This window comes from Paenibacillus sp. TSM33 (assembly GCF_056099025.1).
On record NZ_JBLZXB010000021.1, the window covers coordinates 34,236 to 53,796 of the forward strand.

A 19,561-nucleotide genomic window follows, 5' to 3' on the forward strand; every position below is an offset into this window, starting at 1 on the left:
GAAGCCTGATCCATCCAAAAATGGATCAAGGCATATAACAAAGCTGATATGAGTAAGTCAGCAGTCAAATTACTCTACGCCAACCTCAGAGCCTTCCAGATTCAAACTCAGCTTATCGCCAGTTGTGTCATCTTCATCATCAAGCTCTCTCATTTCAATCTCTTGTTCGTCTTCAGACAGAATCTTCACGTCCATACCCAAGCTTTGCAGCTCTTTGATCAAGACCTTGAATGATTCAGGAACACCCGGTTCAGGGACATTTTCACCTTTGACGATGGATTCGTAAGTTTTAACACGTCCAACCACATCATCGGATTTCACAGTCAAAATTTCCTGAAGCGTGTACGCTGCACCGTAGGCTTCCAGTGCCCATACTTCCATCTCCCCGAAGCGCTGACCACCGAATTGGGCTTTACCACCCAACGGCTGTTGCGTAACAAGAGAGTAAGGACCTGTAGAACGAGCATGGATCTTATCGTCGACCATGTGCGCCAGTTTGATCATGTGCATGACACCGACAGTAACTTCACGTTCAAAACGATCACCTGTACGCCCATCATACAACACCGTCTTACCATTGCGTTGCATACCCGCTTCTTCCATAGTATCAAATACGTCATACTCCTTGGCACCATCGAATACTGGAGTTGCCACATGAATACCAAGACGCATTGCAGCCATACCCAGATGCACTTCGAGCACCTGTCCAATGTTCATCCGTGAAGGTACGCCCAGTGGGTTCAGAACGACTTGTACTGGGGTACCATCTGGCAAGAATGGCATATCTTCTTCAGGCAGAATACGGGCAACGACACCCTTGTTACCGTGACGTCCGGCCATTTTATCGCCTTCGGAAATTTTACGTTTTTGAGCAATGTATACGCGTACCAGCTGGTTTACACCCGGTGGCAGCTCATCGCCATTTTCACGTGTAAATACTTTAACATCTACAACGATCCCGTCAGTTCCGTGAGGAACTCTCAAGGAAGTATCGCGAACCTCGCGCGCCTTCTCACCGAAGATTGCATGCAAGAGACGTTCTTCAGCTGTCAGCTCAGTCACACCCTTAGGTGTTACTTTACCAACAAGAATGTCACCTGCGGCGATTTCCGCACCGATGCGAATGATGCCGCGCTCATCTAGATTGCGAAGCGCTTCTTCACCAACGTTCGGAATATCACGAGTGATTTCTTCTGGTCCAAGCTTCGTATCACGGGCCTCAGATTCATATTCCTCGATATGGATCGAAGTGTATACATCCTCTTTAACCAGCTTCTCGCTCAGCAAGATCGCATCCTCGTAGTTGTAACCTTCCCAAGTCATGAACGCAACGACAACGTTACGTCCCAATGCCAACTCGCCCATTTCTGTGGATGGACCATCCGCTAGAATATCGCCAACCTTGACAATATCGCCTCTGTTTACGATTGGACGCTGGTTAATGCATGTTCCTTGGTTAGAACGCATAAATTTGTGTAATTTATACTTAACAATATCGCCTTTTACTTCAGTACCATCTACAGTTTCAATACGACGCAACCAAATTTCGTTAGCCGAAGAACGTTCAATTACCCCGTTGTACTTGGACACAACGCAAACACCAGAATCTTTTGCAGACTTATGTTCCATCCCTGTTCCTACCAAAGGCGCTTTCGGAATCAGCAGTGGGACAGCCTGCCGCTGCATGTTGGAACCCATCAATGCGCGGTTCGAGTCATCATTCTCCAGGAACGGAATCAGTGCAGTTGCGACCGATACGACCTGTTTAGGCGATACGTCCATGTAATCGACACGGCTACTTGCCATCGGAATAATGTTGTCAGACTGCTTGTTATAGCGGACAATAACGATTTCATCCTTAAAGGTATTTTCTTCCGTCAATTCCGCATTTGCCTGTGCAACGATGTAGTTATCTTCCTCATCAGCAGTCAGGTAATCAATTTGGTCTGTAACTTTTCCGGTTTTCGGATCTACCCAACGATAAGGAGCTTCGATAAATCCGTACTCGTTGATACGTGCAAAAGTGGACAAAGAGTTGATCAAACCAATGTTCGGTCCCTCTGGTGTCTCGATAGGACACATACGGCCGTAGTGACTTGGATGGACGTCACGTACTTCCATACCCGCGCGTTCGCGCGTCAAGCCGCCGGGTCCGAGTGCAGACAGACGACGTTTGTGCGTTAATTCAGCAAGCGGGTTTGTCTGATCCATAAACTGAGACAACTGGGAGCTACCAAAGAACTCTTTAATCGACGCAATTACCGGACGTATGTTAATCAGCGCCTGTGGCGTGATTACATTAGCATCCTGAATCGACATTCTTTCGCGCACCACGCGTTCCATACGGGACAAACCGATCCGGAACTGATTTTGAAGCAACTCACCTACAGAACGCAAACGACGGTTACCCAAATGGTCAATATCGTCCGTACTTCCGATTCCGTGAAGCAAGTTAATAAAATAACTGATGGAGGAAATAATATCGGCAGGCGTAATGTTCTTAACCGATTTATCGATATTCCCATTGGCAATCAGTTTTACTACTTTACCGTCTTCAATTGGCGAGAATACATCAATCGTTTGAAGCGGAATATCGTTGCTTTCCAATACGCCACTAGCAACATGATACGTACGGTGTCCAACCGACTCTTCCAGTTGAGCCAAAATCTCGTCCAACAGGCGGCGATCTACCATTTGCCCTGCTTCAGCGATGATTTCACCAGTTGTCGTATCAATCAGTGTCTCAGCAAGACGTTGATTGAATAGACGGTTTTTGATATGAAGCTTTTTATTGATTTTGTAACGGCCTACGTTAGCCAGGTCATAACGTTTTGGATCAAAGAAGCGTGCAACAAGCAAGCTCTTTGCGTTATCCAATGTTGGTGGCTCACCCGGACGAAGACGCTCATAAATTTCAATCAGCGCTTTCTCCGTGGAATCTGTGTTGTCTTTATCAAGTGTGTTGCGGATATATTCGTCATTGCCGAGCAAATCCAGAATCTCAGCATCAGTGCCAAAGCCAAGCGCACGCAGCAACACCGTAACCGGAATTTTACGGGTACGGTCAATCCGGACATAGATAATATCCTTCGCATCCATCTCCAGTTCGAGCCAAGCCCCCCGGTTAGGAATTACCGTTGCGGTGTATGTCGTTTTCGCATTCTTGTCGACTTTTGTGCTGAAATAGACGCTGGGAGAGCGAACCAACTGGCTGACAATAACCCGTTCCGCACCGTTAATAATAAACGTACCCGTTTCAGTCATCAGCGGGAAGTCTCCCATGAATACTTCCTGCTCTTTCACTTCCCCGGTTTCTTTATTAATAAGCCGGACTTTTACCCGAAGCGGTGCTGCATACGTAACGTCGCGTTCCTTTGCGTCGTCAACGGTATATTTGGGTTCTCCGAGAGAGTAATCGATAAACTCCAGAATCAGATTTCCTGTGAAATCTTGAATTGGAGAAATATCCCGAAACATTTCCCGTAGTCCTTCCTCCAAAAACCAATCATAAGATTTTTGTTGGATCTCAATCAGGTTGGGAACCTCGAGTACCTCATTAATACGTGCATAACTGCGCCGAGTGCGTCGACCATATTGAACAAGATGTCCTGCCAACTTAAACTCACCCCTCATGTCTACTCACTTTAAAAATACATTGCGAACCTCTGTTTGTGACCTTATAATAAGACACATACAGAAGATTCGATCTTACAAATACAGAAAAGCCCTTACTCGAATGCATTCGAAAAAAGAGCGACGTATCTGCAGAATCCTCATACCGGAAGATCTTCATCACTTGTAGATTTGCCCAAAATGGTTATATTATACGTAATAGATATAAATACTATACCCTGATACGCATAAATCTATTGACATTTCAACAAACTAAAGCCATGGAGGGCATCCTAATACTGACATTTTATAATGATATCACAGACCAGGATTCAAGTCAATGGTCCTATTGCATTTTTCTAAAACTTTTTTTCTGCCTTTAAAATCCGATAACCTTTATCCTTCGTAACTTCCTCCACATGACCGAAAAGACTCTCTATTTTAGCACTTGCCGAAGGAGCACCCTGCTTTTTTTGAATGACGACCCACAAAGCTCCGCCCTCGTTTAAATGTTCATATGCAAGTTCAAATATGGTATGCACCGTTTCTTTACCTGCACGTATAGGAGGATTCGTCAAGATCACGTCAAAACGTTCGTGTTGCACTTCTGCAAACAAATCACTTTGCTTAATGGTGACATTTTTAATTCCATTACGCTCCGCATTCTCTATGGCTAGTTGAACGGCTCGCTCGTTAATATCAACCATTGTAACGTGTCCGTCCGGGACAAGCGCAGCCGCCGTCAAACCAATCGGTCCGTAACCACATCCAACATCCAACACCGAGGCGTTTGCAGGAAGCTGCATAGCTTCAATCAGCACACGACTCCCATAATCAATCCCCTGCTTTGAAAAAACACCTGAATCGCTGGCAAATCGATATGAACGCCCACGCAGCACTGCTTCTAAACTTCGTCGTTCATGTGCCGTCTCTGGCCGCTTGGAGTAATAATGATCAGCCATTCACGTCCACCTCTTTCGGTTGTACGGTCGTACTAACATCATAGCCTTTAGAATAATATCTCAGACCTGTTTATAATACCGTTTTACAGCAACAAACCCCTTGAAGATCACCTCAAGGGGTTTGTTTTAATTCATTGTCTACTAGAGAGCAGTCAATTATTTCACTTCTACAGAAGCGCCTGCTTCTTCCAATTTTGCTTTAACGGATTCAGCTTCTTCTTTTGCAACTTTTTCTTTCAGTGGTTTTGGAGCGTTGTCAACCAGTTCTTTTGCTTCTTTCAGGCCAAGACCTGTGATTTCGCGAACTGCTTTGATAACGTTGATTTTGGAAGCGCCAGCGCTTGTCAAGATTACGTCGAACTCGGATTGCTCAGCTTCTGCTGCGCCACCTGCTGCGCCACCTGCTACAGCTACTGGAGCTGCTGCAGTTACGCCGAATTCTTCTTCGATTGCTTTCACGAGATCGTTCAGTTCCAATACGGACATACCTTTAATTGCTTCCAAGATTTGCTCTTTACTCATGGTTGAACCTCCATTTAAATTCGTATTTTTTTGTTCTTAACTGCTATACAGCAGGTTTAATTCCAAACTTAAGCGCTTTGCTCTTCTTTTTCTGCAACAGCTTTAACTGCAAGCGCGAAGTTGCGCATAGGAGCTTGAAGCACGCTGAGGAGCATGGAAAGGAGACCTTCGCGGGATGGCAGTTCTGCCAGTGCTTTGATTTCCTCAACACCGATCACACGACCTTCTACAACTGCACCTTTCAGTTCCAATGCATTGTTTTTCTTAGCGAAATCGTTCAAGATTTTAGCTGCAGACACTGCATCATCTTTGCCGAACGCGATTGCAGTAGGACCTGTCAATACTGCGTCCAGTTCAGTCAATTCTGCTGCCGCAGTTGCACGGCGGAGCAGTGTGTTTTTCAGCACTTGAAATTCGATTCCGGCTTCGCGAAGCTGCTTACGCAGCTCAGTTACTTGGGCAACATTCAGACCGCGATAGTCTGCAACCACAGTTGTTACGCTCTCGCGCAATTTTGCAGCTACAACTTCAACAGCTTCTTGTTTTGCTTGAATCACCTTTGCATTTGCCAAACTGTACACCTCCTGATCAATTTATCTACTTTGTTCGAAACACCCATTCTGGTGCTCTACCAAAGTCGTTTTCTTGAGCATGAAAAAAGCCTCCGTAGAGTACGAAGGCTTGATAAATCCACATGGACGGGACAAGCCCGTCGCATGAAACGTTCTATCATAACACCTCGGTAGGAAATTAAGCCCGAAGGCACCTACTGTCTACGGTAAGCATATTCAACTTTAACGGTCAGTCACAAGGACTCACAACTTTTACAGAATAACAAATTTGATTGAACATGTCAACCAAAATATTATCTGTAAACAGATGCGTTCACACGTGCACTTGGTCCCATAGTCGAAGAAATAGCGATATTCTTCAGGTATACACCTTTAGCAGCCGCTGGCTTCGCACGGTTCAAGGCTTCAATCAAGGCTTTAAGGTTTTCGTTCAGTTGTTCAGCACTGAAAGATGCTTTGCCGATTGGTGCGTGAATTTGACCTGCTTTGTCGAGACGGTATTCGATTTTACCAGCTTTAATTTCTTGAACAGCCTTGGCAACGTCGAAAGTAACTGTGCCGGCTTTAGGGTTAGGCATCAAACCTTTACCACCAAGCAAACGACCCAGTTTACCAACCTCACTCATCATATCAGGTGTCGCAACGCAGACGTCGAATTCGAACCAGCCTTGTTGAATCTTGTTGATCATATCTTGATCACCAACAAAATCAGCGCCAGCCGCTTCCGCTTCTTTCACTTTGTCACCTTTTGCAAATACCAGAACGCGTTGTGTTTTACCCGTACCATGTGGCAGGACAACAACACCACGAACAGCCTGGTCTTGTTTACGGGAATCTACGCCCAGACGAACTGCAGCTTCAACGGTTTCGTCGAATTTAGCAGTTGCAGCCTTTTTCACCAATTCAACGGCTTCCAAAGGCTCATAAGTTGCTTCGCTGTCAATCAGCTTAGCAGCTTCCAGGTACTTCTTACCATGTTTAGCCATAATGTTTTCCTCCTTATGTGGTATTAGCGGATATTCCTCCCACACTTACCGGACAGTCAAACTGCCGGCACACGTAGATTAATAAAATTAATCTACGATGGTGATACCCATGCTGCGAGCAGTACCTTCAACCATACGCATTGCCGATTCTACGGAAGCTGCGTTAAGGTCAGGCATTTTTTGCTCTGCAATTTGACGAACAGCAGCGCGATTTACAGTTGCAACTTTCGTTTTATTCGGTTCACCGGAACCTTTTTCGATTTTAGCAGCAACTTTCAACAGAACAGCAGCCGGTGGAGTTTTGGTGATGAACGTAAAAGAACGATCCTCAAATACCGAAATTTCAACCGGAATAATCAGGCCTGCTTGATCAGCAGTACGAGCATTGAACTCTTTACAGAATGCCATAATGTTGACACCTGCTTGACCCAAAGCTGGACCTACTGGAGGCGCTGGATTAGCTTTCCCTGCAGGAATCTGCAGTTTTACCATTTTAATTACCTTTTTTGCCATGGATGACACCTCCTTGACTCAATAGTGGTAGACGGACCTATTGATCCTCCCACAAGAAACCTGTAAGAAAAATCTATATTTTCTCCACTTGAGTATAATCCAACTCAAGCGGGGTTTCCCGTCCAAACATGTTGACGTGAACCTTAAGCTTGCTCTTCTCAACCAAAATTTCTTCCACGGAGCCCACAAAATTCGCAAAAGGACCAACTTTAATTCGCACGGATTCCTTAACATCGAATTCAATCTTCGGTTTCGGCTCTACCATGCCCATATGCTTCAGAATCTGTTCAACTTCTTCTGGAAGCAATGGCGTCGGCTTGGAACCCGAGCCTGTCGACCCTACAAATCCCGTAACACCTGGTGTGTTGCGTACAACATACCAAGAATCATCAGTTTGGACCATTTCGACCAAGACATAACCAGGGTAGACTTTACGCATAACGGTTTTTTTCTTACCGTCCTTGGTTACCAGTTCTTCTTCCATAGGAACAAGAACACGGAATATCTTGTCTTCCATGCCCATGGACTCAACGCGTTTTTCCAAATTGGCTTTGACTTTGTTCTCATACCCTGAATAGGTATGAACGACGTACCATCTTTTTTCCATATCAAGCCACCTGGAACCCTTCCTAGATAATCGCTTCGATCACAGCGGAAATGCCGATATCGAGAACCCAAAAATAAATCGTGACGAACGCAATCGTCCCTATGACAATCAGCGTATAGTTGGTCAGTTCTTTACGATTGGGCCAGCGAACTTTCTTGAGTTCAGCCCAGCTTTCAGAGAAAAAGGAAAACAGAGACTTGAAACTGCGTTTCACGCCGACTACACCTCCAAAAACTATCTGGTTTCCCGATGAGAAGTCTGTTCGTTACAGGACTTACAGAATTTCTTCATCTCCATGCGGTCGGGGTGATTACGCTTGTTTTTCGTCGTTGTGTAATTTCTTTGTTTGCAATTTGTACAAGCCAAAGTAATAATTACCCGCATGATGTGCACCTCCCGAAGACATCCAACACCGGAAGTCTCATAATTGATCCTAAAAAAAACCGCGAATTTAGGCCTACCTAAAACACTTTATCACACGGGGTTTTCCATGTCAACGAATGTTTGCATACATTTCGCAGTCCCGGTTGTGGTGCATTTTTACATCTGTCCATCCTTTGAAGCATTTCTCTGAAATACTGCTTCAAAATCAAAGCGATATCTATTATTCATCTTTTTTAGTATAAATCATTTACAACACTTATAAACCTGCACAGCTTACCCAAAACGAATAAAAAAAGACTCAAACTCGAGCCTTTTCCATGTCAGCCTCTACTTTCAACTATCCCTTACTTCCAGGTACTTTTCAAGTTTACGCTTGACCCGTTGCAGCGCGTTATCAATGGATTTCACATGACGATCCAGATCTTCAGCAATCTCCTGATACGAACGTCCGTCCAGATACAACATAAGTACCTTGCGTTCTAGCTCGCTCAGAATCTCGGACATTTTGTCCTCAAGACCCACAAACTCCTCCTGATTGATAATCAGCTCTTCAGGGTCACTTACTTGTGTTCCGCAAATCACATCGAGCAACGTCCGGTCTGACTCTTCATCATAGATGGGCTTGTCCAGAGATACGTAAGAGTTCAGAGGAATGTGCTTTTGTCGTGTAGCCGTCTTAATTGCCGTAATAATCTGTCGTGTAATGCACAACTCGGCGAAAGCCTTGAACGAAGCAAGCTTGTCTCCCTTAAAATCACGAATGGATTTGTAGAGACCAATCATGCCCTCCTGAATAATATCCTCGCGATCAGCACCAATCAGGAAGTAGGATCTGGCCTTGGCCCGCACAAAGTTCCGGTATTTGTTAATCAGAAACTCCAGCGCTTCCCCATCACCTTCATGGACTGCTCCGACAATGTCTTCATCATTTTTGTAATCAAACTTTGACAACATGATATCTTTGAGGTCCACACTCACTAACAATCCCTCCGGCTGCAACGCAAGGTACCCGTTACTCTCTCAAATATACGACAAGTATACGCGATGTAACCTGATACCGTCAACCACAACAACCTAAAAAAGAAGAGCGCTAACAAAATTGTCAATGGTTTCAAAATGGAGAGTATCCCAATTGTTGGGCTATTCTCTTCTCCATCGTTCGAACAGCTTTCGAAGCTCCGGACTCAGTTTGGCGTCCAACGAGTTGCGGGACAATTTGGCGTTATCCTGCTGAATTCGCTTCTGAACTTCCCATTCAGATTCCTCAATCTCAATCAGTAATTCTCGTGCCGATACTCTGAGTGCTCCCTGACCAAAGGCCACATGCTGCTCGACCTGATCACTTGTCGCTACGTAAATGCTTCTCCTCTTGCTGCTCAGCTCCCGAACCAATCGCTCGATGCACTCGTCGGCTGTCTCTTTTTCTCTCGTAAAATAAATCTGGACTTTGCTCTGGGCAAAGGTTTTACCTAATCCTGGCACCCTGTAAGCATCAAACACGACAATGACTCTTCTGCCCGAATACGCCTGATGATCCGCCAGTCGTTCAAGAAGTCTGTCCCTCGCTTCCTGCATACCAGATTGTACCAGTGCGGAAAGTTCGGGCCAGGCTCCAATCATGTTGTAACCGTCCACAAGCAGAACATCCCGCGTGTCAGCCATATCGTTAGACCCGTGCCTGTCGACCGCGCAAGACTTCGTACATGACGACACCTGCAGCTACAGAAGCATTGAGGGAATTGATTTGTCCCGCCATTGGCAACTTGACGAGTACATCACATTTCTCACGGATCAAACGGCCCATTCCTTTATTTTCGTTACCAATGACAATCGCTACAGGACCGGTAAATACTCCATTCCCAAAGACGGGATCGGTTGCTGTAACATCCGTGCCAACTACCCATACACCTTCTTCTTTAAGACGGTCAATGGTTTGTCCCAGATTGCTTACACGCGCCACTGGGACATATTCTACAGCACCTGCCGATGTTTTAGACACCGTTACAGTTACAGCTGCTGAACGCCTTTTCGGCACTATTATACCGTGTGCTCCAGTGCAGTCCGCCGTACGAAGGATGGAGCCCAAGTTATGAGGGTCTTCAATCTCATCCAACAAAATCAAAAACGGCTCTTCTCCCTTAGCACGAGCACTAGCAAGCAAATCTTCCACTTCAGCATAGGCAAAAGGCGCAGCTTGCGCAACCACTCCCTGATGCTGAATGCCTGGAACCATTTGGTCGAGCTTACGCTTGTCCACCTGCAAGACAATGATTCCTTCTTTTTTCGCTTCAGCCGTAATCGGCAGTGTCAAATGCTTTTGTGCATTATCCGCAATCCATATTTTATTTATCGTCCTGCCTGAACGCAGCGCCTCTGTTACCGAGTGCTTACCGGCAATCCATTCTTCTTCCATCTCTAGCTTCCTCCCGGAAAACGGTCAAATACAAACCTATTCAACCCGTTCCCAATTTATGTTTTTTCGGTATTTTCCATTTGTGCAATTCCGTACGTAACCAACTCTCTCAATCTGTCCAAATGTCCATCACAGTAAAGATAACCAATCAAGCCTTCCAGCGCCGTGGCATGCCGATACTCAAGCACATCAGCATTTTTGGGCAGGCTCCCTGATTTGGCATTTCTCCCTTGTCGGACAATATCACGTTCTTCATCCGTCAGCACCGTTTCTAGCAATCCCAACATACGGCTCTGTGCCTTGGCGGAGACTAGCTTTGTAGCTCGTCGATGTAAATGATTGGGACGCAGGTTGGGCTGTGCCAACAGATATTGCCGGACAGCCACCTCATACACTGCATCACCAATGTAAGCTAACGCAATGGGGGGCATCAAGCGAGCCGGCTTGGACGCAGGATACGGAAACCAGTTTCCCGCGCCTTCCACAGCTCCTGAGTTCAATGGATTATCACTCATTTCCGCCGCCACCGCATCCCCTGCGCCGTATCTTCAAGCACAATACCTTTAGCAGCCAATAGATCGCGAATTTCGTCCGCTCTACCCCAATTTTTGGTTTTACGAGCTTCGACACGTTCTGCAATTAACTGCTCTATTTCGTCATCCAGCAGTTCTTCACTCGGTTCTGAATAAATGCGAAGTACACTATTCATCGAGTGGAAGGTTTGCAGCACAGCCTGTAGTTCCGCCTGATTGACAACATCACGCTGCAACAAAAGATTGGCTTCGCTGACCCACTCGAATACCGCAGTAATGGCATCAGGTGTATTGAAATCATCATTCATTTTTTCCTCGAATTGCCGTAATATCCCGTCAAGCTTCATTTGCAGCTCAGCCGACACTTCTCCTTCTAAAGCAATGGCTAAACGATGCTTTACGTTGGCGACTGCATTCGCAATCCGTTCGACACTATTCTCCGCCTGACTCATCGTCTCTTGGTTGTAGTTTAAAGGATTGCGGTAATGTGTCGACAGCATAAAATAACGTAAAGCTTCGGGCTTGTGACGAGCCCGCAGATCTTTAACCAGAATACCGTTACCGAGTGATTTCGACATTTTTTCATTATCTATGCGAATATATCCGTTATGCATCCAGTAGCGTGATAATGGTTTACCTGTGACGACTTCGGATTGTGCGCATTCACATTCATGATGCGGAAATTGCAGATCCTGTCCGCCTCCATGAATGTCCAATGTATCCCCCAAATAGTGACGAGCCATAGCAGAGCATTCGATATGCCAGCCTGGGCGTCCATCCCCCCAAGGACTTGACCAGTAAATTTCTCCCGGTTTCGCTGCTTTCCAGAGTACAAAATCCTCGGCATTCTCCTTGCGTTCATCCACATTGATGCGAATCCCAAACTGGAGTTCCTCCAAATTTTGGCCTGACAGCTGTCCGTAGTCTTTGAACATTTTGGTCCGGTAGAAGACATCACCATCATTCTCGTAGGCATAGCCTTTGTCTACCAGGTCCTTGATAAAATCAATAATCAGATCCATGCTTTCGGTTACACGAGGATTTATGCTGGCAGCAGGAACATTCAATCCTGTCAGATCCTCATGATAGGCAGCAATAAACTTCTCGGCAACTGCCGGAACTTCCATATTAAGTTCCCGAGCTTTGCGGATCAACTTATCATCAACGTCCGTAAAATTCACCACATAGTTTACATCATAGCCCAAATACTCCAAGTAGCTGCGTACCACGTCGAACACAATTACAGGTCGTGCATTACCAATATGAATGTAATCATACACTGTAGGACCACATACATACATTTTAACCTTTCCAGGCTCCAGTGGCACAAAAGGCTCCCGGCTCCTTGTCATTGTATTATAAATTTGAAGCGACATCGTTATGTTCCTCCCTCATGAAAATTATCCTTGTAATTTATTCTCTTGGGTCACCTGATGTTTCTGAGCAGATTGCTCCTCCTTCAAATCAGACAATTCTGCTCGTAATCGTTCTATTTCCATTTGAAGAGACCGTATGGAATCGACGACCGGGTCAGGCAACTGGTGACTAAGTCGATCTGGACGTCTGCCATCCTGTCTGACCACTCGCCCGGGGATACCCACTACCGTACTGTTTGGCGGAACTTCTTTTAGCACAACCGAGTTGGAGCCAATATTGGATTGCGCCCCAATCGTAAATGAACCCAATATTTTTGCACCGGAGCCTATAACGACATTATTCCCAATGGTGGGGTGGCGCTTCCCTTTCTCTTTTCCAGTTCCTCCAAGAGTAACCCCCTGATACAATACGACATCATCGCCAATTTCACAGGTTTCGCCAATGACAACACCCATGCCGTGGTCAATGAACAGCCGATCTCCGATACGAGCGCCAGGATGAATTTCAATTCCTGTCATAAACCTCGATACCTGGGATATAACACGGGCTAGAGTACACCACTTTCGCAAATAAAACCAATGTGCAATTCGGTGTGCCCAAAGGGCATGAACGCCAGAATACGTAAAAATGACTTCCAGCTTACTCCGGGCGGCCGGATCATTATCCAAAACAGTTTGAATATCGGATTTGAAATGCCTGAACATGTCGCCCTCCTATTCCCTCCATATCCTTGCCGCATCACACTTCACATTTCGCCAATTTTCGTAGTCACCAGCATTCTTCGACAATTTTCAGTCTACAGCGAGTCTGAATCTGATAAAAATGAAAAAGCGCCTCCGCAGCCTAGGCTGCAGAGACGCATATACGTGGTCCCACTCTGCTTCGAACATATCTGCTACAAAAAAAGCAGAAAGGTCCGTCTTTGGCGTCCTGTAACGGGAACGAATCGGCAAGCCCTTGCCACATTAGCATTGTAGGCTAACGAGGGTTCGGGCGCACGGCTCCCAGGCGCATTTCCTCCGCAGGTCATCTAGACGGTTCTCAGCCTGGGGTTTCCCCTCGACCGTCCTCTCTGGCAGATGCCCTTATGCAGTGTACTTCTCCTGTTCGCAGCCTTTACACGTAAGTATAATCCATATCAATGGAGTCATTATAGCGAAAAGACAACAAATTGACAAGAAATATCAGCCTTTAATTTGTGCCTTAAGACGGTCCAACACCTTGTCACGTCCAAGCAAATAGATAGTCTCATTCAGATCCCGTCCATGAGTTTGACCTGTTAAGGCCACACGAATCGGCATGAACAGCTGTTTCCCCTTAAAACCAGTTTCCTTTTGCACTTCCTTGATCAGCTTGGCCATTTGTGAAGCCGTAAATTCCTCGCTCGTTTCAACCTTACCCGCAAAGGCTCTAAGTACATCAGGAACCTGATCTTCGGCCAGGACAGCCGCTGCATCGGCGTCCAGCTCCAGATGTGAACGGAAGAACAACTCAGACAACGCTACAATATCAGACGCTGAAGTCATTTGTTCTTGGTATAAGCGGACAAGAGCTTTAGCCCAATCCTGTTGTTCCGCGGATAATTCATTTGGCAACAACCCTGCTGCCTGCAAATGTGGAATTGCCATGCTAGCAATCCGCTCAGGATCAGCTTTTTTAATATAATGATTATTCAAATAAGCAAGCTTGTTCGTATCAAATACAGCTGGGCTTTTGGACAAGCGATTAGGATCGAAAATCGAAATTAGTTGTTCCCGATCATAGATCTCTTCCTCCCCTTCCGGAGACCAGCCCAACAGTGCAATAAAATTGAATATAGCTTCCGGCAGATAGCCCAGCTTATCGTACTGCTCCATGAACTGAATAATGGATTCATTTCGTTTGCTGAGCTTTTTGTGATCCTCGCCCACGATCAGCGTCATATGACCAAAGCGTGGAGGCTCCCAACCGAGAGCTTCAAAAATCATCAACTGCCGCGGTGTATTGGACACATGATCCTCGCCCCGTAGTACATGCGATATTTTCATTAAGTAGTCGTCAACCGCTACAGCGAAGTTATATGTCGGAATACCGTCTTTTTTGACGATAACAAAATCGCCGCTTTCTTTGGAATTAAACGTAATTTGACCTTTAACCATATCGTCAAACGTATATTCTCGATCTTCTGGTACGCGAAAACGAATACTTGGTACACGACCCTCTGCTTCAAATGCTTGGCACTGTTCTTCTGTTAAATCACGGTGTTTTCCTGAGTAACGTGGTGTCTCCCCACGTGCCATCTGTTCTTCACGCTCGCGTTCAAGCTCTTCTTCCGTGCAATAACAGCGGTATGCCAAACCACGATCCAGCAAATCCTGCCAGTATGTTTTGTAAATGTCCAAGCGTTCGGTCTGGCGATAAGGTCCAAACTCGCCGCCCACATCTATACTTTCATCCCAGTCCATACCCAACCATTTCAAATATTTAAGCTGGCTTTCTTCTCCACCCTCTATATTGCGCTTCACATCTGTGTCTTCGATGCGAATGATAAATTTCCCACCTTGATTGCGGGCAAACAAATAATTAAATAATGCCGTTCTAGCATTTCCAATATGCAGATGTCCTGTTGGACTTGGTGCATAGCGTACACGAACTTCCGTGCTCATATAATCTCCTCCAAATAGAATTACTCAAGATGATAGCATTTACTTGATTAGACAGACAATCGACTGAGCCGCGATTCCCTCGCCTCGCCCGGCAAACCCGAGTTGCTCTGTCGTCGTCGCCTTGACATTTACCTGGGATGACTCCTCTGCTTCCAGCACCCGGGCGATGATTTCATTCATCTGCGGGATGTACGACGCCATCTTGGGCTTTTGCGCAATAATCGTAGAATCGATGTTCCCCAATCGATATCCCTGCTCTTTAGCCAGCCCCCACACATGCTCTAGTAGCTTAAGACTATCCGCATCCTTAAATTCAGGGTCGTTATCTGGAAAATGCTTTCCGATGTCTCCCAAACCAAGCGCACCCAGGATAGCATCGCTAATGGCATGCAGCAACACGTCTGCATCGGAATGACCCAGTAAACCTTTTTCATACGGAATATTTACGCCTCCGATGATGCATGGCCTTCCTTCCACCAGCTGGTGGACGTCAAATCCTTGCCCCACTCTGATCATTTGATATCCTCTCCCTCTGTCTTTACCCATAACGCCGCCATCTCCAAATCCTCAGGCGTAGTAATTTTGATGTTCTTGTAGCTGCCTTGAACGACAGTAACCGGAATGCCTAGCCGCTCCACCAACATAGAATCATCTGTCCCCAAAAATCCTGCCTGCTCCGCTTCCTCATAGGCCCGCAGCAGATCGGAAAGACGAAAAGTCTGTGGCGTTTGAATACTCCACAGACTTCGGCGATCCGGCGTTGCTGTAATGATACCATCCCCGTTCACTTGCTTGATCGTATCCTTTACAGGTACTGCCGCTACAGAAGCACCAGTACGCTGAGCAGCCTCCAGGCATGAACGTACAAGCTCAGGTTGAATCAGTGGACGCACACCATCATGCACCATCACCCAATCTGTTTGCAAGTGGCGCAAACCGCGATAAACCGAATGCTGGCGTTCACTGCCACCAGCCACCACCCGTACATTTTTACCAATCTTGTATTGATGAATCCAGTCTCTGCAGCGTTCCACATCTCCAGCACCAGTAACCATCACCATTTCATCCACTTCAGGTATTGCTGCGAATATTTCAAGTGTATGTATGAAGATGGGCTTGTCTCGCAAAAGCAGAAATTGCTTGCTCTCCTGCGTTCCCATACGGGAGCCGCGCCCGGCCGCCACAATCACGACTCCTACCTGATTATTCATTCAAATAACTCCTGCCCTGATCGCACTTGGACGATCCGTATGATAACACATCTACTTCATCATACCTCGTTTATTGAGCTTTTTCCAATAATTTCGGTTTAGCAAAGATCATGCGACCCGCAGAGGTCTGAAGTACGCTTGTGACCAGTACTTCCATGAGAGAGCCAATATAGTCACGTCCACCCTCTACAACAATCATCGTACCATCATCCAGATAAGCCACACCCTGCCCATGCTCCTTGCCGTCTTTGATAATCTGTACCATAATCTCCTCACCAGGCAGTACGACAGGCTTCACTGCATTCGCCAAATCATTGATGTTCAGCACAGACACACCTTGAAGTTCGCATACTTTATTCAGGTTAAAATCATTAGTTACAACTTTACCCTGCAACACCTTTGCAAGCTTAACCAGCTTACTGTCGACCTCTGAAATTTCCTCAAAATCTCCCTCATAAATCAGCACATTCACATCTAGCTCTTTTTGGATTTTATTCAAAATATCCAGACCCCGCCGCCCACGGTTACGCTTAAGTAAATCTGAAGAATCTGCGATATGCTGAAGCTCCTCCAACACAAATTCAGGAATCACAATGGTTCCTTCAATAAAACCTGTCTTGCAGATATCCGCAATACGTCCATCTATAATGACGCTGGTGTCCAAAATTTTATGTTCCTCCAGCTTGCGTTCTTCTACATCCGTTCCTCGACCAAAAAAGCCTGAACTCCAAAAGGATGACAGCTCGTCTCGTTTTTCTAGCCCAACCATTAATCCCACATATCCGCATACCAAGGTAACCGCGGTCTGGATAAGTAAACCAGGTGCCCCCAACCCTGATAAGAGTGGGTAAACTGCCAAGGAAAGGATCAGCCCCACCGCTAAGCCCATCACACCTGCCATCATCTCATTCATCGGAATTCGTACCAAGCCTTCAATACCCTGCTGCAATCGATTCGCCACGGATGCCCCTGCGAATGAGCAGCCAGCCATAAATAGTACCGCTCCCGCTAACATCCAAACAGCCACCCCTGGTAAAGAACCATCACTCAACCATTGTGGCATCCACGATACGAAGCCTCCTATCCGCTGGTATAACGTATAGCCAAACCACGCGCCGCACAATCCTGTAAAAGTTAAAATAGCCTTTCTCCACATTGAGTCTCTATACCTCCTTTATTTTCTTTTCAATAGTCTGCTATTTATTGGATACATAGCACTTTCCTTACCAGTATGATCCATTTCCCACATAACTAACCCTGTGTTTTCATTTTTTATGCATAAAAAAAGCATTTATCTCCCTGAATGAATCAAGGAAATAAATGCTTCTTCTAATTCTTGTCTGACACTAACGTTGCGAATGACGATATTGGTCGTCCTGTTCTTCCTTAGAACGATCCCGCTCACGTCCACGTCTGCGTGATAGCTTCCGAATGTTCAGCTTCATACCGTACAATGCATATAGCACTAGTGGCACAAAAATCAGCTTCGACAGCTGATCGGGAAATTTAACAGCCAGAATCACCGCTGCAATTACAACCCATGGAGCAACCCAGATCGCTTTTTTCGGAAGGCCGACCTTTTTGAAATTCGGATATCTCATGGAGCTAACCATCAAATAAGAGACTAGCAACATAGCAATCGACATGTATAACAAAGAAATCTCGTTATGGAATAAGGACAAAGTGGCTAATACTCCACCTGCTGCCGGAATGGGCAAACCTGTGAAATAACCTGGTACACCGGGACGTACGTTAAAGCGAGCCAAACGCAATGCTCCGCACATCGGAAAAATGGCTGTAACCGTCCAAGCTAGAGCCGAATTCGCATCGTGAAAAGCAACCAAGTACATAATAACTGCGGGAGCAACACCAAAAGATATCATATCTGATAAGGAGTCCAGTTCTTTACCGAATTCGCTCTGGGCATTGAGGGCCCGGGCCATCCTTCCATCCAGTCCGTCCAACAACATGGCGACAATAACCATAATAGCGGCAAGACTGTATTTTCCGTCTACGGCCAATAAAATGGCGATCATTCCGAGAAACAAGTTACCCAAGGTACACATGTTCGGAATTGATTTGGTAATCATCTCTTCACCTCAATGTATGAATTGTTCCATTATAATCCTTTCACTGTATTACATTTACATTTGTCTGTCAATGAAAACTTGTTCCTGCAAACGTTTAAGCCCTTCTTTAATCGTACGCGCCCGAACCTCTCCTATACCATCCACTTCATCCAGTTCTTCAATCGTTGCTGTCATGACATGTGGAAAACGTTCAAATCGTTCCACCAGATTATGAATAATTACATTAGGCAAACGAGGTATTTTGTTCAGCACCCGATAGCCGCGTGCAGCAATATATTCTTCTGATGTCGCTGCTGAAGAAGGGTAGCCTAATAAACGTACAATATGATTCACATCCAGTAATTCGTCGTCTGTAGAACGTTTGAGTCCCAATATAATTTCACGAATCTTCTCGTCGCTGTCGTCTTTGGCATAATCCTTATACAACAACCAAGCTTCTTCCTCAATATTGCTGACAAGCTCCTCCATCTGCATGCTGATCAGCCTGCCCTCATTCCCAAGCTCGTTAATAAACCGTTTGATCTCCATTTTGATGCGCAGCACCATTTCGATCCGTTGAATGACATTAACGACCTCCGGCATGGTAACCAGTTCTTCGAATTCAGATGCAGTTAAATTCGTTGAGGCTTGCCCCAATACGGATCTATATTTTTCTAACGTCTGAATAGCCTGATTAGCTTTCGTTAAAATAACCCCGATTTCCTTGAGCGCATACCGTAAAGTCCCCTGATACAACGTAATAATGTTACGACGCTGGGAAATAGACACAACCAGTTTGCCAGTCTGCTTTGCAACTCGTTCCGCCGTCCGATGCCGAATCCCTGTTTCTATGGACGAAATGGAGGAATCGGGAATCAATTGTGTATTAGCATATAAAATTCGTTTTAAATCCTCACTTAATATGATTGCGCCGTCCATTTTAGCTAGCTCATACAAATAGTTCGGCGAAAAGTCACAATTAATAGAGAAACCGCCATCCACGACTTCCATTACTTCCGGGCTATAGCCAACGACCAGAAGGGCTCCCGTTTTGGCACGCAAAACGTTTTCCAATCCGTCGCGAAAGGGAGTTCCCGGTGCCACAAGCCGCAGCAAATCGTTCATTTTATCCAGTTGGCTCGCTTCCTTCATTCT

General features: G+C 45.8%; 21 protein-coding genes and 1 other annotated feature. All 21 genes read right to left on the reverse strand.

The window, feature by feature from the left end; all coding sequences use genetic code 11:
* Window positions 1–69 precede the first annotated feature (69 nt).
* Window positions 70–3,615, reverse strand: coding sequence for a DNA-directed RNA polymerase subunit beta (gene rpoB / locus ACN6NF_RS22240; protein WP_013373273.1), 3,546 nt, complete (start codon window positions 3,613–3,615; stop codon window positions 70–72).
* A gap of 356 nt (window positions 3,616–3,971) precedes the next feature.
* On the reverse strand, window positions 3,972–4,574 hold the full coding sequence (locus tag ACN6NF_RS22245; RefSeq protein ID WP_474319591.1) for a class I SAM-dependent methyltransferase: 603 nt from the start codon (window positions 4,572–4,574) through the stop codon (window positions 3,972–3,974).
* Window positions 4,575–4,730: 156 nt separating this feature from the next.
* Window positions 4,731–5,096, reverse strand: a complete 366-nt coding sequence (gene rplL / locus ACN6NF_RS22250; protein WP_013373275.1) for a 50S ribosomal protein L7/L12 — start codon at window positions 5,094–5,096, stop codon at window positions 4,731–4,733.
* A 68-nt stretch (window positions 5,097–5,164) separates the two neighbouring features.
* Entirely contained in the window at window positions 5,165–5,668 is a 504-nt protein-coding gene (gene rplJ / locus ACN6NF_RS22255) for a 50S ribosomal protein L10 (RefSeq protein ID WP_025715687.1), read from the reverse strand.
* Between the two features lie 73 nt (window positions 5,669–5,741).
* Window positions 5,742–5,893, reverse strand: a sequence feature (ribosomal protein L10 leader region).
* Window positions 5,894–5,961: 68 nt separating this feature from the next.
* Window positions 5,962–6,654 (reverse strand): 50S ribosomal protein L1, encoded by a 693-nt coding sequence (gene rplA / locus ACN6NF_RS22260; RefSeq protein WP_007432594.1) that lies wholly within the window; start codon window positions 6,652–6,654, stop codon window positions 5,962–5,964.
* Between the two features lie 87 nt (window positions 6,655–6,741).
* Complete coding sequence (gene rplK / locus ACN6NF_RS22265) at window positions 6,742–7,167, reverse strand: 50S ribosomal protein L11 (protein WP_007432595.1); 426 nt, start codon at window positions 7,165–7,167, stop codon at window positions 6,742–6,744.
* Between the two features lie 73 nt (window positions 7,168–7,240).
* Entirely contained in the window at window positions 7,241–7,774 is a 534-nt protein-coding gene (nusG, locus tag ACN6NF_RS22270; protein ID WP_007432596.1) for a transcription termination/antitermination protein NusG, read from the reverse strand.
* 22 nt (window positions 7,775–7,796) lie between these two features.
* Complete coding sequence (gene secE, locus ACN6NF_RS22275) at window positions 7,797–7,988, reverse strand: preprotein translocase subunit SecE (RefSeq protein ID WP_013312170.1); 192 nt, start codon at window positions 7,986–7,988, stop codon at window positions 7,797–7,799.
* A 20-nt stretch (window positions 7,989–8,008) separates the two neighbouring features.
* Window positions 8,009–8,158: a 50S ribosomal protein L33 gene (gene rpmG, locus ACN6NF_RS22280; protein WP_013373278.1), complete on the reverse strand. Its 150-nt coding sequence runs from the start codon at window positions 8,156–8,158 to the stop codon at window positions 8,009–8,011.
* Between the two features lie 333 nt (window positions 8,159–8,491).
* A complete protein-coding gene (sigH, locus tag ACN6NF_RS22285; RefSeq protein ID WP_016324748.1) occupies window positions 8,492–9,136 on the reverse strand; it encodes an RNA polymerase sporulation sigma factor SigH in 645 nt (214 codons plus the stop codon).
* Window positions 9,137–9,298: 162 nt separating this feature from the next.
* Entirely contained in the window at window positions 9,299–9,820 is a 522-nt protein-coding gene (locus tag ACN6NF_RS22290) for an NYN domain-containing protein (RefSeq protein WP_474319592.1), read from the reverse strand.
* 4 nt (window positions 9,821–9,824) lie between these two features.
* Entirely contained in the window at window positions 9,825–10,571 is a 747-nt protein-coding gene (gene rlmB / locus ACN6NF_RS22295) for a 23S rRNA (guanosine(2251)-2'-O)-methyltransferase RlmB (protein ID WP_474319593.1), read from the reverse strand.
* Window positions 10,572–10,627: 56 nt separating this feature from the next.
* Window positions 10,628–11,086, reverse strand: a complete 459-nt coding sequence (locus ACN6NF_RS22300) for a Mini-ribonuclease 3 (protein ID WP_474319594.1) — start codon at window positions 11,084–11,086, stop codon at window positions 10,628–10,630.
* The gene (gene cysS, locus ACN6NF_RS22305; protein ID WP_474319595.1) at window positions 11,083–12,480 is read right to left on the reverse strand and encodes a cysteine--tRNA ligase; all 1,398 of its coding nucleotides are present in this window, start codon (window positions 12,478–12,480) and stop codon (window positions 11,083–11,085) included. Before cysS ends, ACN6NF_RS22300 begins: the two co-directional genes overlap by 4 nt.
* A 24-nt stretch (window positions 12,481–12,504) precedes the next feature.
* Window positions 12,505–13,185 (reverse strand): serine O-acetyltransferase, encoded by a 681-nt coding sequence (gene cysE / locus ACN6NF_RS22310; protein WP_013373284.1) that lies wholly within the window; start codon window positions 13,183–13,185, stop codon window positions 12,505–12,507.
* A gap of 480 nt (window positions 13,186–13,665) precedes the next feature.
* Window positions 13,666–15,126, reverse strand: a complete 1,461-nt coding sequence (gltX, locus tag ACN6NF_RS22315) for a glutamate--tRNA ligase (protein ID WP_474319596.1) — start codon at window positions 15,124–15,126, stop codon at window positions 13,666–13,668.
* A 39-nt stretch (window positions 15,127–15,165) separates the two neighbouring features.
* Window positions 15,166–15,642 (reverse strand): 2-C-methyl-D-erythritol 2,4-cyclodiphosphate synthase, encoded by a 477-nt coding sequence (ispF, locus tag ACN6NF_RS22320; protein ID WP_474319597.1) that lies wholly within the window; start codon window positions 15,640–15,642, stop codon window positions 15,166–15,168.
* The gene (gene ispD / locus ACN6NF_RS22325) at window positions 15,639–16,337 is read right to left on the reverse strand and encodes a 2-C-methyl-D-erythritol 4-phosphate cytidylyltransferase (RefSeq protein WP_474319598.1); all 699 of its coding nucleotides are present in this window, start codon (window positions 16,335–16,337) and stop codon (window positions 15,639–15,641) included. The genes ispF and ispD overlap by 4 nt, the downstream gene beginning before the upstream one ends.
* A gap of 70 nt (window positions 16,338–16,407) precedes the next feature.
* Window positions 16,408–17,493: a PIN/TRAM domain-containing protein gene (locus tag ACN6NF_RS22330; RefSeq protein ID WP_474319600.1), complete on the reverse strand. Its 1,086-nt coding sequence runs from the start codon at window positions 17,491–17,493 to the stop codon at window positions 16,408–16,410.
* A 190-nt stretch (window positions 17,494–17,683) separates the two neighbouring features.
* Window positions 17,684–18,427 carry a CDP-diacylglycerol--serine O-phosphatidyltransferase gene (gene pssA, locus ACN6NF_RS22335; RefSeq protein WP_474319601.1) on the reverse strand — a complete coding sequence of 248 codons (744 nt, stop codon included), beginning with the start codon at window positions 18,425–18,427 and terminating at the stop codon, window positions 17,684–17,686.
* Window positions 18,428–18,481: 54 nt separating this feature from the next.
* The gene (disA, locus tag ACN6NF_RS22340) at window positions 18,482–19,558 is read right to left on the reverse strand and encodes a DNA integrity scanning diadenylate cyclase DisA (RefSeq protein ID WP_474319603.1); all 1,077 of its coding nucleotides are present in this window, start codon (window positions 19,556–19,558) and stop codon (window positions 18,482–18,484) included.
* Window positions 19,559–19,561: the final 3 nt, after the last annotated feature.